A 13,076-nucleotide genomic window follows, 5' to 3' on the forward strand; every position below is an offset into this window, starting at 1 on the left:
GTTTTCGGGGCTTGACGGGTTCAATGGTCGCCGTGCCCGGATATTCACAGCGTTTCGGTCGGCATGCGCGTCGGGTGGCGGCCTGCCTCACCCTCACGGCTAGTTGGGCGATTGTCCATATTTCGATCGCGCATGCCAATCCTGTTGCGGCACAACAACTTCCGGTTACCGTACCGAGTATTCAACGCTGGACACCCGATACGGGGACGGCAGGATTCACCCTCGGAACGGAATCCCGCATTGTCGCCGACGGCAATTCGAGCGAGGTCGCACAACGATTCGCCGCGGATCTGACGCGGGCCGGAAAACCCATTTCCACGGCCGATACCGGCGATCGACCCGGCGATATCGTGCTGCGCCGGGGCGAAACCGCGATACCGGTCGCGGAGTCCTATCACATCGCGATTACCGATCGGCTCACGATCACCGCCGACAGCCCGGCGGGTCTGGTGCACGGCACCCAGACCGCGCTGCAGTGGTTGCGCCAGCGCATCGCCCTACCCGGCGGCACGGTCGAGGACTGGCCGGACTACGCCGAACGCGGGCTCATGCTCGACACCGGTCGCGAGTTCTTTCCGGTCGACTGGGTGAAGGCGCGCATCCGCGATGCCGCGTACCTGCGCATGAACATGCTGCAGTTGCACCTGTCGGACACCCAGGGGTTCCGGCTCGCGAGCACCACACATCCCGAGATCACCTCACCCGAGCACTACAGCGCCGCGGACCTGCGCGAGATCCTCGACTACGCCCGGTCCTACGGCATCGAGATCGTGCCCGAGATCGATATGCCCAGCCATATGAACGCGATTCTCGCCGAGCATCCGGAGCTGGTGCTCCGCCCGGCGCGCACCACGGCACAGGATGCGGCCAGCGACAATACGATCGCCGGTGGCGTGGGCGGCAAGATCGATCTCACCAATCCCGCTGCCTACCAACTGATCAGCGATATCTTGCACGAGTTCGTGCCCCAGTTCCCGGGCCGCTACTGGCATCTGGGCTGCGACGAGTACGTCTCCGACTACACCCGGTATCCGCAGTTGAGCGACTACGCCACAAAGACTTTCGGCCCCGACGCGGTGCCGGGCGACGTCATCGTCGGGTTCGCCAACTGGGCCGCCGATATTGTCGAATCCTTCGGCAAGACCCCGCGCGCCTGGAACGACGGCTTCGATCACGCGGGCGTGCTGTCACCGAAACCCGAACTGGTGGTGCAGTATTGGTCCTCGAGCGCCGGTGGACTGCCGTGGTTCCCCGGCGGTCGCACCCCGGACGAGTACACCCGGGCCGGACATCCCATTCTCAATGCCGCCTTCACGCCCACGTATTTCGCAACCGGTGGTGCGGCGGCGGCCCTGAACGCACCGCCCGAACTGCTGTGGGTCTGGGACCCCAGGGTCTTCGTCAACGGGCAGCGTCTGCCCGAATCCGATCGATCCCTGCTGCGCGGATCCCTGGTGTTCGTCTGGTGCGATGACCCGACGGCCCTGACTCCCGAGCAGATCGTCACTCCCTTGCGAGCCCGCTTGCCGATCATGGCCCAGCATTTGTGGACCGGCACCGGCGGCATCTCGTATGCGGAGTTCCTCACCCGCCTGGCCAACGTCTCCTGGCCTTGAGCAACAGAGTGGCCCTGAGCGATCGAGGCGATCCGGTCAAAAGCGCCGAGCTCCGGTCACCGGCATATTGTTCAGCGGCGAGATCTTCACACCCGAGCCGTAATCGCTGGCGTGAATGATCTTCCCGTCGCCGAGGTACATGGCCGAATGGCCGCCGCCGTAGTAGGAGACCAGATCGCCCGGCTGCAGATCGTCCAGGGGCACCGGGGTTCCGGCGGCCAGTTGCGAATAGCTGGTGCGCGGCAACTCGACTCCGGCCTCGCGATAGGACCATTGCACGAAACCCGAGCAGTCGAACGAGTCCGGTCCATTGCCGCCCGCGCGGTAGTACGCGCCGAGCTTGCTGCGCGCCGCGTCGAGCGCGCGCTGTCCGGTCGTCCGCTTCGGCATGGCCGCGGGCATGGGCGCGGGCACGGCCGAGGTGTCGGTCACGCCCGGGATGCCGACCAGCGGGGGCAGCGCCGACGGGATCGAGAAGCTGCCGAGCCCGGCCACCACGACCGAACGCACCTCCGGCGCGGGGGCCGGGGTGGCGGGACGCAGGGGCTCCGGCGAAAGGGATTGCACCGGAAGGGAATCCTGGGTCGCGTCGGCCGGGGCGATGGCAACCCGTTCCGGAATGGCGACCCGTTCCGGAATGGCGACCATGCGCGAGGCGTCCGCCTCGCCCACACCCGGGATCCGGTCGTCCGCCTCGGGATTCGTCACGGGACGGAAATCCCCGGCTTCCCCAGCCGTGGATTCCTGTGCCGGAACCGGAATTCCGAGTTGGGTGGCGATCTCGTTCGGGATCTGGATCTCGCCGATCCCGGGGACCGTCACCGGCGCCGCGTGCGCCTCACCCGCCGTGAACAGCAGGGCGGCTCCGATGGCCGCCGCACCGAGGACTCCTGTCACCAGGGCCCGCAGGCTCAGCCGCGGTAGAACTCGAACCTTCTGTCTATCACCGATCGATTCCATGAGCGGTCGTCCTCCGATCAAGCCGTGAAAGCTATTCGGTTTCCGTCCATCACACGTGAAGCTCGGTACTGCCAGCAGATCCGAAATTGCATATTTCGCTCGAAGTGCATGGTGTGCAACGAATGACATGCGTGTTATTCATTACGAAACGGTAACCATTGACGGCTGTGTCCAATTGGACACAGCCGATTTCGATGGAATTCCACGACTTCGCGCGCGCCGTCACGCGCGCGGGCATACGCACGTGTGAGACTGACCGACGGAAAAACCTGCCCTCCCCATCATCAGGAGGATGAACAATGACCGAATCCGGTGTGCTACCGAATCTCCCCGAGCCACTCGTGGTGACATTGGGGAATCTCAAAGGCGGCGTGGGAAAAACAACCTCCGCCTTCTTCCTTGCCTCGTATTTCGCCAGCGTGCACAAGCTTCGGGTGCTGGTGATCGACGCCGATCCACTCAGTCAGACCGGCTATTCCTGGTATCGGCGGCTGCAGAAGGCCGGGGTGGAGATCCCCTTCGAGCTGCTCGCCTTCCCGTCCCGGCACGTGAACGACTGCATTGCCGACAATTCCGGGAATTACGATGTGATCATTGTCGACGCCGGTGGCGAATCCGCCGACATCTTCAAGGCCGCGGTGCCGGTGAGCGACGAATTGATTCTCGTCACCAGCGTCAGCCCGTCGGAAGTCAAGCGCGTGCCGAGTACCTATCGGGCCGCCGAGGAAGCGGCCGCCGAGAATGATCGCGCCATTCGCGTGCGCGTGCTCATGACCAAGGTCCCGGTCACCATGAAGAACGGCGTCAATGTCTCCACCGAATACCGCACGCAGCGCGGCAATCTGGAGGACGCGGGATACGACGTGTTCGAAGCCTGCGTCAGCGCGTGGAAGTGGTATCGCGAGGCCGCCGACGGTGAGGTCGGCGACGGGGCCGAGAATCCGATCGAGGATCTCGGCGAATATCGGGCGGTCGGCGACGAATTGATCCAGCCCTACCTGGATTCGATTGCCGAGGACCGGGTCGCGATGGAGGTGTCCGCCTGATGCCGCCGCAGCGCCGCAAGAGTTCCATCGGTGGCGGCGGCCTGGGCCGCAATCCGCTCTCCGACGAGGCCGAGCACACTCCCCCGGTGTCGCCGCTGCGCGACGCCAAATGGCCGCGCACGCCGCAACTGTCGAAGGCCGCGACCGCGGTCCTCATGACGCCCGCGACATCGGTGGCGGTCGCGGAACCGCCGGAGGAGGACGACGCCCCGGCGGCGCCGACGGTGAAAGCCGTTCCGGTCGCCTCGGTTCCGGACACGCCCGAGCCCGCCGCACCCGAGTCGGTAGCGTCCGTGCTCGACCTGCCACTGCCCACCGCCGGGGGCGAGGGGCCGCTGAGCCGCTCGGAGGCCGATCAGCTCGCGGTCTGCGAATCCTCCATCGATGCCCTGCGAATCGCCTTCTGGACCGCCGGGCGGGCCTTGCAGATCGTCCGCGACGGACGGCTCTACCGCGCCGACCACGCCACCTTCGACGAGTACGTGGAGAAGCGGTGGGACATGCAGCGGTCCTACGCGCACAAGCTGATTCGGGCCTGGCCGCTGGCGGCGCGCCTGCATCCGGTCGCGCCCGCCATCAATGAGGGACAGATCCGGGAGCTGCTGCCGGTGGCCGCCGCCCACGGCGAGGAGGCGGCGGTCACCGTGTACACCACGCTGGCCGCCGATGTGAAGGTCACCGCGGGCAAGCTCCGCGAGGCGGTCGCGGTACTGCCCGCGGACTACGACGAGAGCGAGGTCGTGCGGCGGCTGCAGGCGTGGCTGCGCGGCGATCTGGTCGAGGAGCAGTCGCACACCCCCGACGTGTTCAGCTCGGTCGAGACGCGGCTGGCCGCGCTCACCCAGAAGGTGGTGAAGGGCTCCACCGACCATCCGGCGGCGGCGCGCGAATTCGCCGCCAAACTCCGCACTCTCGCCGAACTCATCGAACGGCAGATTCCCGGCTGAGGCACGCGGCCCGACAGCGGCAAAGGAGAGGGGCCCCGATCCGAATCGGGGCCCCTCTCCTTGTGTGTCCCTTACCGGTTGGGTCCTACTCGCCGACCGCCCGGCGTTCGCGAGCGCCCGTGGCACGCTGGCGGGTCGCGCGGGCCTCGGCCGCGTCGAACAGTTCCAGATGCTCGAAGAGCGGATCCTCGTCGTCGGGCTCCACCAGCACCGCGCGGCGCAACTGGGTGCGGGTCTGCTCCCGATCCGGGCGCTGGCGTTCGCGGGCGGGAGCCGCCGCACCGGCCTGGTCGGTACGCTTCCGTACCGTCCGGGCGGCCCGGCGGCGGCGAATGTCCTCCTCGATCCGAACCTGCCTGCGTAGGTAGACCAGATAGGCGACCAGGACCGTGCCGGACACCGCGCACGCCCACCACAGCACGGGGGCGATGGCGAAACCGGCGGCGGCCAGGATCAGGGTGGCCAGCACCAAGCCCAGGCTCGCGCGCTGACGGAAGGTGTAGCGGGCCGCGCGGGCGGCGGCGTCGGCCTCGGGGTCGAATCCGCCGCGGCCGCGGCGGGACGGCACGAAATCCTCGTCCTCGGAATCGGATTCGGGTTCCGGCGCGGGCTCGGGGTCGGGTTCACGCAGGGCGGGGACGCTGGCGCGCCGGGGAGCCTCGGTCTTCGCGGCGGTGGGCTTCGCCTTGGCGGCGACCGGCTCCGCTTTGGCGGCGACCGGCTCGGGCTCCTCCTCGATCTCCTCGGGCTCGGCTTCGTCCTCGGCGGTGACGGTTTCGGATTCTGACTCGGATTCCACTGCCGCGGAATCGGATTCGGTGTCCTCCGGTGTCTCGTCGGTACTCTCGACCGAATCCGCCTCGGACTCGGGCGCTTCGGCACTCGCGGCACTTACCTGGGCTTCGTCACTGAACCCCTCGGTCTCGACTTCCTTCTCGTCCGATGCGGCGGGGCTATCGTCCGATCTGGTCATCCGATCCTCCGGATCCTCGCTCGGGTGCTGAAGCTTCCTACGAACCGGCACGTAGTCCGGGTCGGTCTCGTGTCCGGTCGCCGGACCTTTCCTGGTGCGTCGCTTGGCACCACCACGATGCAACACCCGCGTGGACAGGGCGGCGTCCGTGTGCTGACGGATTCGGGGATGACGGTTGGCGAGCATCGGGAACAGGACGAACACCCACAGCACCACCAAACCGATCCACAAGATCGAATTCGGCATTGCCGTCACACCTCCGTCCAGCCCAGATCGTTGTCCTTTCGACGTGCCCCGCAGCACCTACCCGTTGGTAGGCGGACGCACCACCGACGTCCGTAGGTTAATTCCACCGCAGGGATATTCCCCCAAGGCGCGCCGACCACACCCGCAACACTAGTCACACGATTTCGGACAGGAAACCGCGCTTGTACAGTGCACAGCGAGTTATCAGGCTTTCGCGGCGCGCCCCGCGCGAATCAGCCTGTCCACCACGGTTCCCGAGACCTCTTCCACGGTCATGCCGACCAGCAGATGGTCGCGCCAGGCCCCGTCCACATCCAGGTAACGCTGCAGCAAACCTTCCTCGCGGAAGCCGACATTGCGCAGAACCGCCTGACTGGCAAGGTTTTCCGGGCGCACGGTGGCCTCCACGCGATGCAGGCCCACCTCACCGAAGCAGTGATCGAGCCCCAGCGCCAGCGCGGCGGTGGCCACGCCCTGCCCGCTCAGCTCGCTCGACACCCAGTAGCCGATCCACGCCGAACGCAGTGCCCCGCGCACGATATTGCCCACCGTGAGCTGACCGCTGAACGCGCCGTCCACCTCGATGACGAACGGGATCATGGCCCCGCGCCGGGCCTCGGCCTTGAGCGAGGACCACAGCGCGGGCCAGTTGCTGGAGTGGTTGCGGGCCTCCCACGGACCGCGGCCGGTCGGCTCCCACTTCTCCAGATAGTCCTTGTCGCGGATGCGAATCCGGCTCCACGCCGAGGCATCGCGCAGCCGGATCGGCCGCAGGGTCACCGTGCCCGCCGCCACCCGCACCGGCCCCAGATGCGCTGGCCACCCCGGGTGCTGCGCACTCCGGAAGACGTTCATGTCCACGCCTTACCCTCGCTGGGCCAGGAAGGCGACCCGCACCTCGTCGCCGGTGCGCACCTCGGTGACATCGGGATCGATCACGATCAGGCTGTTGGCCTCGGCCATGGTGGCCAGCAGATGCGAGGACGCGCCGTTCGGACCGCCCAGCGGCTGCACCAGATAGTCGCCGGTCTGCTCGTCGCGCATGAGCTGCGCGCGCAGATAGCCGCGACGACCCGGGATCGAGGCGATGGGCAGGATGGTGCGCGCCCGCACCACCCGGCGCATGGGATGGCGGCGGCCCAGCGCGATCCGAATGAGCGGACGCACCATGACCTCGAAAACCACCAGCGCGCCAACCGGATTCGAGGGCAGCAGGAAGGTCGGCACCTCGTCGCGGCCCAGCAGGCCGAAGCCCTGCACCGACCCGGGATGCATGGCCACCCGGGTGATCTCCAGATCGCCCAGGCCCTCGAGGGCCTCGCGCACCTGCTCGGAGGCCCAGCCGCCGACCGCGCCCGCGATCACGACCACCTCCGAGCGCACCAGTTGGCCCTCCACCACATCGCGCAGCCGCTTGGGATCGGAGCTGACGATGCCGACCCGGTTCACGTCCGCGCCCGCGTCGCGCGCGGCGGCGGCCAGCGAGTAGGAGTTCACGTCGTAGACCTGGCCCGGTCCGGGGGTGCGGTCGATATCGACCAGCTCGCCGCCCACCGACAGCACCGACAGCCGCGGGCGCGGATGCACCAGCACCTTGTCCTTGCCGACCGCGGCCAGCAGGCCCACCTGGGCCGGGCCGATGATGGTGCCCGCGCGCACGGCCAGATCGCCGGGCTGCACGTCGTCGCCGATGCGGCGCACGTAATCGCCCGAACGCACGGCCTCGTAGACCTTCACCCGGGCCCGGCCGCCGTCGGTGTTCTCCAGCGGCAGTACGGCATCGGCGAGGGTGGGCAGCGGCGCGCCGGTGTCCACCCGCACGGTCTGGCGGGGCTGCAGGCGAATGGGCTGCCGGGAACCGGCGGCCACCTCGCCCACCACGGGCAGGCTCAGGTCCACCGAATTGCCGTCCTCGTCGCGGATGTTCGCGCCCGCGCCCGCGACATCCACACTGCGGACGGCGTATCCGTCGATGGCGGCCTGATCGAAGCCCGGCAGCGGTCGTTCGGTCACCACGTCTTCGGCGCACAGCAGTCCCTGGGCCTCGCTGATCGCGACCCGAACCGGCCGCGGCGCGACAGCCGCAGCGGTCACCTTGATCTGCTGATCCTCAACCGAGCGCATGCCGCCCTTCCGTATGTCTCGCCCACCGCTGTTCGTCCGTTGGGGTTGTTCTATCCGTACGAGGTCTATTCGTACGAGGTCAGCTGTGGGTTCCAGCTCGGCCCGAGCCGCTGCTCGAGCCACTCGCGCAGGGCGGGTCCGTATTCCTCGCGTTCCAAAGCGAAATCGACCGCAGCACGAAGATAACCGCCCGGGTTGCCCAGATCGTGGCGCGACCCACGATGCACGACCACGTGCACCGGATGGCCCTCCGCGATGAGCAGCGCGATGGCGTCGGTCAGCTGCAGTTCGCCGCCCGCGCCCGGCGTGATGCGGCGCAGCGCGTCGAAGATGGCGCGGTCCAACAGGTATCGGCCCGCGGCGGTGAAGGTGGAGGGCGCCTCCTCGACTGCGGGCTTCTCCACCATGCCCTTGACCTTCAGCACGTCCTTGGGGCCGTCGGGCAATTCCTCGACGTCGAAAACGCCGTAGGCGCTGACCTGTTCCTTGGGCACGTCGATGGCGCACAGCACCGAACCGCCGTGGGTGGAGCGCACCTTGGCCATCAGCTCCAGCACACCCGAGGGCAGCACCAGGTCGTCGGGCAGCAGCACCGCGATGGCGGTCTCGTCGTCGTCCAGCGCCGATTCCGCCTGTGCCACCGCGTGACCCAGGCCCAGCGGCTCCTCCTGCACCACCGAGGTCACGTCCAGCAGTGCCGGGGCCTTGCGCACCTTCTCCAGCAGATGGAACTTGCCGCGCTCGGCGAGGGTGCTCTCCAGCACCAGGTCCTCGACGAAATGCGCGACCACGCCGTCTTTTCCGGGCGAGGTCACGATCACCAGCCGATTGGCGCCGGACTCCGCGGCCTCGGCGGCGACCAATTCGATGCCCGGGGTGTCGACCACCGGTAGCAGCTCCTTGGGCACCGTCTTGGTCGCGGGCAGGAACCTGGTGCCGAGCCCCGCCGCGGGAACCACCGCGGTGCGGAAGCAAGCCTCGGTTCCGCCGCCATTAGCTGTCATGGAATTCACCCTATCCATCCGTCATCTGCCCCCGAAGTGGCTCGTGGGCCGCCTCGATATCCCCGAGAGCCTAAGGGTCCGGAGCCGCGAGGGCGCATCGAACGCCGGACCGAGGGCCATCTTGGGAGACCGACCTGTTCATTTCATTTCATGTTCGCCGCGCCGTGACCTCCGTCGTACCCAACGGTTGTTAGCTGACACCCATGACCGACCGTGAGGATCCCCACAGCCCCGATTCCACCCAGGATTCCGCCACACCCGCCTCGAACTCGCCCGATCCGGCGCCGGTGAGCTCCCCGGACCCGGGGCGCGGGCTCAGCCGCCGCCGGTTGTTCGGCGCGTCGGCCGTGGCCGGACTGGCGGGGCTCGCGGTCGGCGCGGGCGGCGCGGTGGCGCTGCGCGGCAACGGCTCCTCGGGTCCGGTCTGGCCGCGCTCGGCCGAATTGGTGACCAGCCCGGATCGCGCTGCCGCGCCGCGGGTTTCGGGTCTGCACCTGCAGTTCGGGGCCGACGCCGGGCGCGAGGTCGTGGTCAGCTGGCACACCGTCGGCTCGGTCACCAAGCCCACCGTGCGCTACGGCACCGCCGATTCGGGCTTCGGCCAGAGCGTTCAGGCCGAGACGCGCACCTATCGGGATGGCAAGTCCGGCATCGAGATTCAGGCCCACCATGCACGCATCACCGGCCTGTCCCCCGACACCGACTACGTCTACGCCGCCGGGCACGACGGCGCGCCGCCCGAACTCGGCACCATTCGCACCGCGCCCGTCGGCCGCGCCAAGTTCCGGTTCACCAGCTTCGGCGACCAGGGCACCCCGACCGTCGGGAAGATCGTCGACGGCAAGGCCCTCAACGACAATCTGGGCTCCCAGTACGCGGGCGACGTCACCTCCGCGGTGGAATCGCTGGCCCCGCTGTTCAATCTGGTCAACGGCGACCTCTGCTACGCCAATATCGCCACCGACCGCATTCGCACCTGGAACGACTGGTGGGCCAACAACTCCCGCTCGGCCCGCTACCGGCCGTGGATGCCCGCACCCGGCAATCACGAGAACGAGGCGGGCAACGGGCCCATCGGCTACCAGGCGTTCCAGACCTATTTCACGGTGCCCGACGCCGGGGCCGAGGACCACGCCAAGGGGCTGTGGTACTCGTTCACCGTCGGCGGGGTGCGGGTGATCGCGGTCGCCAATGACGACATCTGCCTGCAGGACGGCGGCAACACCTACGTCAAGGGGTATTCCGGCGGGGCCCAGAAGCGTTGGCTGGAAAGCGAACTGGCCAAGGCGCGGGCCGATCGCGGCATCGACTGGGTGGTGGTGTTCATGCACCAGGTCGCCATCTCCTCGGCCGACAAGTTCAATGGCGCGGACCTCGGCATCCGACAGGACTGGCTGCCGCTGTTCGACAAGTACCAGGTCGATCTGGTGCTGTGCGGGCACGAACATCATTACGAGCGTTCACATCCCGTGCGCGGGGTGACCGGCTCGGAGACCCTCACCCCCAAGCCCGTCGACACCCGCAAGGACGTCGTGGACACCTCCAAGGGCACCGTGCACCTGGTGATCGGCGGCGGCGGCACCTCCGCGCCGTCGAATCAGCTGTTCTTTCCCGGCGACAGGTGCCGGGTCATCACCGCCGTCGGCGAGGTGGACCCGGCGACCGGCAAGAAGGCCCCGGTGTACGTCCTCGAGGACGCGCCCTGGTCGGCGTTCAAGGACGCCGAACATCCCTACGGTTTCTGCTCTTTCGACGTGGATCCGGGGCAGCCGGGCAGCAATACCACCATCACCGGCACCTATTACGCGCTCACCGGGCCGACCAGCGAGCTGAAGGCGGTCGACACCTTCACCCTCACCCGCCCGCGTTCGGACCGCTGAGCCCGCTCCCTATCGTGGGAGCGTGACGGTCGGCGAGCGGGACAAGCAGGCGTGGCGCGCGGAGATCCTCGCGGCGCGCAAGGCCCTGACGGCGGAGGTCCGGGAGCGGGAGGCCGCGGCCCTGGCCGCGGCCGTCGCCGAGCTCGGCGACCACGGCTGGGTCTGCGCGTACGTGCCGGTGGGTGGTGAGCCGGGCTCGCTCGCCATGCTCGACGCGCTGCGCGCGGGCGGGGCGCGGGTATTGCTGCCGCTCACCGGTGAGCCCGGTCCCCTGGAATGGGCCGAGTACACCGGACCGGAGGGTTTGCGGCGCGGCCGCTTCGGGCTCCGGGAACCCGACGGCGCGCCGGTCGCGAATGGGATCGCAATGGCTGCCACCATTCTCGTTCCGGCATTGGCGGTCGATGAGCGGGGAGTCCGATTGGGACGCGGGGCGGGTTATTACGATCGCAGTTTGAGCGCGTGCCGCGCCGATGCGCGATTGGTCGCGGTGGTGCGCGACGAGGAACTCGTCGCGCGTTTGCCGGAGGAGCCCCACGACCATCGAATGGGATGGGCACTGACCCCGTTCGGCGGGCTGCGGCGACTGGAAGATCACATCGGGAATTGACACCCGATTGGTAGTGTTGGCACTGTCGGCTGTAGAGTGCTAATTCTACGAAGAGCGTGGAGGTTTCCCGATGCCTACTTACTCGTATGCATGCACCGAGTGCGACAACAAGTTCGACATCGTGCAGTCCTTCTCCGATGACGCACTGACCGTCTGCGATCAGTGCAACGGCAAGCTGCGCAAGCTGTTCAACTCGGTCGGCATCGTCTTCAAGGGCAGCGGGTTCTACCGCACCGACTCCCGCAACGGCTCCACCTCCGCCGAGCCCGCCAAGTCCGCGTCCTCCGGCTCGGACAGCGGCTCGTCGAGCTCGTCGAGCGCCGCCACCTCGACCGCGTCGAGCACCCCCAGCACCACGTCGGCCGCCTGACGCGCGCCCCCGACGGGGGAATTTCCACACCCTCCCAGTTATCCACAGCCCGGGTTCCACCCGGGCGTGTTGCTTTCCGGGCGGCCGTACGCTGCCCGCATGACGCGACCGCTCCGAGCATCCCTGCAGGAGTTCCGTAGCCGCCTCGCGTGGGCGGATACGGTCCTACTGCGGCGGGCCGGGGCGGTCGCGCTGCTCGTGCTGGCGCTGTTTCTCGCCGTCCGCGCCGATCCGAGCGCCGGGCACACCGAGGTGCTGGTGGCCGCGCACGATCTCGCCCCCGGCCAGATCCTGGGTGAGGGCGATCTGCGGCCCGCCGCGCGCGAGACCGCCACCCTGCCCTCCGGGACCGTCCGTGACGCCGCGAAGCTGCGTGGGGCCACGCTGGCGGGCGCGCTGGCGGCCGGGGAGATTCTCACCGACCTGCGGGTGGTAGGGCCGCGGCTGGCGGCCGTGGCGGCGCACGCGCCCGATGCGCGCATCGTCCCGATTCGGTTGGCGGACAATGCCGTTGCCGAGATTCTGCGGGCCGGGGACCGGGTGGACGTGGTGGCGGGCGAGGATGCGGGCGGAAACGGCCGTCCGGCACGGCTCTTGGCCGCCGACGCGGCCGTGGTGCTGGTGTCGGGTGCGGAGAACGCGCGTGGGCGCACCGACCGGGTGGTGCTGGTGGCGCTGGATTCCCGGCGCGCCACCGCGGTGGCCGCGGCCTCCCTGCGCAGCGCGCTGACGGTTGTATTCCATTGAACCGGCAGTGCCTTCCACTGAACCGGCGCGCCGGTGAACTAGCATCGCCGTATTCCCCACCAACTCTGCGTTCGATCCCTCAGGTAGAGGAGTTTCGGCAATGCTCAAGGGTTTCAAGGATTTTCTGCTACGCGGCAATGTCGTGGACTTGGCCGTGGCCGTGGTCATGGGCACCGCGTTCGTCGCCATTGTCACCGCCTTCAGCGACGGCATCATCACCCCGCTGCTGGCGGTGTTCGGCAAGCACGACGCGCACGGCCTGGGCTTCCAATTGGTGGCCGACAAGCCCGCCACCTTCGTGGCCGTCGGGCCGATCATTACCGCGGCGCTGAATTTCGTGATCATCGCGGCGCTGCTGTACTTCCTCATCGTGGTCCCGGCCAACAGGGCCAAGGCGCGCTTCACCAATCCGGAGGACGCGGCGCTCTCGGACAATGAACTGCTGCACCAGATTCGGGACCTGCTGGCCGAGCGCAGCGCGGGCGGCAAGCACGAGATCTGAAGGGCCGAGATACGAAGGGCCGGAACACAAACGGGCCCGGTGCGAAAAGCA

At 68.2% G+C, this 13,076-nt stretch carries 13 protein-coding genes; 8 read left to right on the forward strand and 5 right to left on the reverse strand.

Annotated features, from left to right (window positions below; all coding sequences use genetic code 11):
* Positions 1–32 precede the first annotated feature (32 nt).
* Positions 33–1,616, forward strand: a complete 1,584-nt coding sequence (locus VMT40_RS20715) for a beta-N-acetylhexosaminidase (RefSeq protein ID WP_326360067.1) — start codon at positions 33–35, stop codon at positions 1,614–1,616.
* A 36-nt stretch (positions 1,617–1,652) separates the two neighbouring features.
* On the opposite strand, the gene VMT40_RS20720 is transcribed toward VMT40_RS20715, so the two are convergent.
* The gene (locus VMT40_RS20720) at positions 1,653–2,513 is read right to left on the reverse strand and encodes a C40 family peptidase (RefSeq protein ID WP_326360068.1); all 861 of its coding nucleotides are present in this window, start codon (positions 2,511–2,513) and stop codon (positions 1,653–1,655) included.
* A 362-nt stretch (positions 2,514–2,875) separates the two neighbouring features.
* On the opposite strand from VMT40_RS20720, the gene VMT40_RS20725 reads away from it, so the two are divergent.
* Both VMT40_RS20725 and VMT40_RS20730 read left to right on the forward strand, forming a co-directional pair.
* A complete protein-coding gene (locus tag VMT40_RS20725) occupies positions 2,876–3,622 on the forward strand; it encodes a ParA family protein (protein ID WP_326360069.1) in 747 nt (248 codons plus the stop codon).
* Positions 3,622–4,569 carry a hypothetical protein gene (locus VMT40_RS20730; RefSeq protein ID WP_326360070.1) on the forward strand — a complete coding sequence of 316 codons (948 nt, stop codon included), beginning with the start codon at positions 3,622–3,624 and terminating at the stop codon, positions 4,567–4,569. The genes VMT40_RS20725 and VMT40_RS20730 overlap by 1 nt, the downstream gene beginning before the upstream one ends.
* An 85-nt stretch (positions 4,570–4,654) precedes the next feature.
* Here VMT40_RS20730 and sepX read toward each other — a convergent pair whose 3' ends face one another.
* The 4 genes from sepX to VMT40_RS20750 all read right to left on the reverse strand — a co-directional run bounded on the left by sepX (position 4,655) and on the right by VMT40_RS20750 (position 8,916).
* Entirely contained in the window at positions 4,655–5,788 is a 1,134-nt protein-coding gene (sepX, locus tag VMT40_RS20735; protein ID WP_326360071.1) for a divisome protein SepX/GlpR, read from the reverse strand.
* 204 nt (positions 5,789–5,992) lie between these two features.
* Positions 5,993–6,643 (reverse strand): GNAT family N-acetyltransferase, encoded by a 651-nt coding sequence (locus tag VMT40_RS20740; protein WP_326306176.1) that lies wholly within the window; start codon positions 6,641–6,643, stop codon positions 5,993–5,995.
* A gap of 9 nt (positions 6,644–6,652) precedes the next feature.
* Positions 6,653–7,912: a molybdotransferase-like divisome protein Glp gene (gene glp, locus VMT40_RS20745; protein ID WP_326306175.1), complete on the reverse strand. Its 1,260-nt coding sequence runs from the start codon at positions 7,910–7,912 to the stop codon at positions 6,653–6,655.
* A 65-nt stretch (positions 7,913–7,977) separates the two neighbouring features.
* Positions 7,978–8,916, reverse strand: a complete 939-nt coding sequence (locus VMT40_RS20750) for a UTP--glucose-1-phosphate uridylyltransferase (protein ID WP_326360072.1) — start codon at positions 8,914–8,916, stop codon at positions 7,978–7,980.
* 287 nt (positions 8,917–9,203) lie between these two features.
* Here VMT40_RS20750 and VMT40_RS20755 point away from each other — a divergent pair, with 287 nt between their 5' ends.
* The 5 genes from VMT40_RS20755 to mscL all read left to right on the forward strand — a co-directional run bounded on the left by VMT40_RS20755 (position 9,204) and on the right by mscL (position 13,025).
* A complete protein-coding gene (locus tag VMT40_RS20755; protein WP_442790027.1) occupies positions 9,204–10,796 on the forward strand; it encodes a purple acid phosphatase family protein in 1,593 nt (530 codons plus the stop codon).
* 22 nt (positions 10,797–10,818) lie between these two features.
* Positions 10,819–11,406, forward strand: a complete 588-nt coding sequence (locus tag VMT40_RS20760; RefSeq protein WP_326360074.1) for a 5-formyltetrahydrofolate cyclo-ligase — start codon at positions 10,819–10,821, stop codon at positions 11,404–11,406.
* 70 nt (positions 11,407–11,476) lie between these two features.
* The gene (locus tag VMT40_RS20765) at positions 11,477–11,776 is read left to right on the forward strand and encodes an FmdB family zinc ribbon protein (protein WP_326360075.1); all 300 of its coding nucleotides are present in this window, start codon (positions 11,477–11,479) and stop codon (positions 11,774–11,776) included.
* A 99-nt stretch (positions 11,777–11,875) separates the two neighbouring features.
* On the forward strand, positions 11,876–12,523 hold the full coding sequence (locus tag VMT40_RS20770) for an SAF domain-containing protein (protein WP_326360077.1): 648 nt from the start codon (positions 11,876–11,878) through the stop codon (positions 12,521–12,523).
* 100 nt (positions 12,524–12,623) lie between these two features.
* Positions 12,624–13,025, forward strand: a complete 402-nt coding sequence (gene mscL / locus VMT40_RS20775; protein WP_326360079.1) for a large conductance mechanosensitive channel protein MscL — start codon at positions 12,624–12,626, stop codon at positions 13,023–13,025.
* Positions 13,026–13,076 lie beyond the last annotated feature (51 nt).

It is taken from the genome of Nocardia sp. CDC160 (assembly GCF_035818795.1).
In the GTDB taxonomy this organism is placed as follows: Bacteria; Actinomycetota; Actinomycetes; order Mycobacteriales; family Mycobacteriaceae; genus Nocardia.

What these genes read in the sequence shown, in the direction of transcription:
- mscL (WP_326360079.1), top strand. Translation starts at nt 12,624, where the DNA reads ATGCTCAAGGGTTTCAAGGATTTTCTGCTACGCGGCAATGTCGTGGAC.
- VMT40_RS20725 (WP_326360069.1), top strand. Translation starts at nt 2,876, where the DNA reads ATGACCGAATCCGGTGTGCTACCGAATCTCCCCGAGCCACTCGTGGTG.
- VMT40_RS20765 (WP_326360075.1), top strand. Translation starts at nt 11,477, where the DNA reads ATGCCTACTTACTCGTATGCATGCACCGAGTGCGACAACAAGTTCGAC.
- VMT40_RS20730 (WP_326360070.1), top strand. Translation starts at nt 3,622, where the DNA reads ATGCCGCCGCAGCGCCGCAAGAGTTCCATCGGTGGCGGCGGCCTGGGC.
- sepX (WP_326360071.1), bottom strand. Translation starts at nt 5,788, where the DNA reads ATGCCGAATTCGATCTTGTGGATCGGTTTGGTGGTGCTGTGGGTGTTC.
- VMT40_RS20740 (WP_326306176.1), bottom strand. Translation starts at nt 6,643, where the DNA reads ATGAACGTCTTCCGGAGTGCGCAGCACCCGGGGTGGCCAGCGCATCTG.
- VMT40_RS20750 (WP_326360072.1), bottom strand. Translation starts at nt 8,916, where the DNA reads ATGACAGCTAATGGCGGCGGAACCGAGGCTTGCTTCCGCACCGCGGTG.
- glp (WP_326306175.1), bottom strand. Translation starts at nt 7,912, where the DNA reads ATGCGCTCGGTTGAGGATCAGCAGATCAAGGTGACCGCTGCGGCTGTC.
- VMT40_RS20770 (WP_326360077.1), top strand. Translation starts at nt 11,876, where the DNA reads ATGACGCGACCGCTCCGAGCATCCCTGCAGGAGTTCCGTAGCCGCCTC.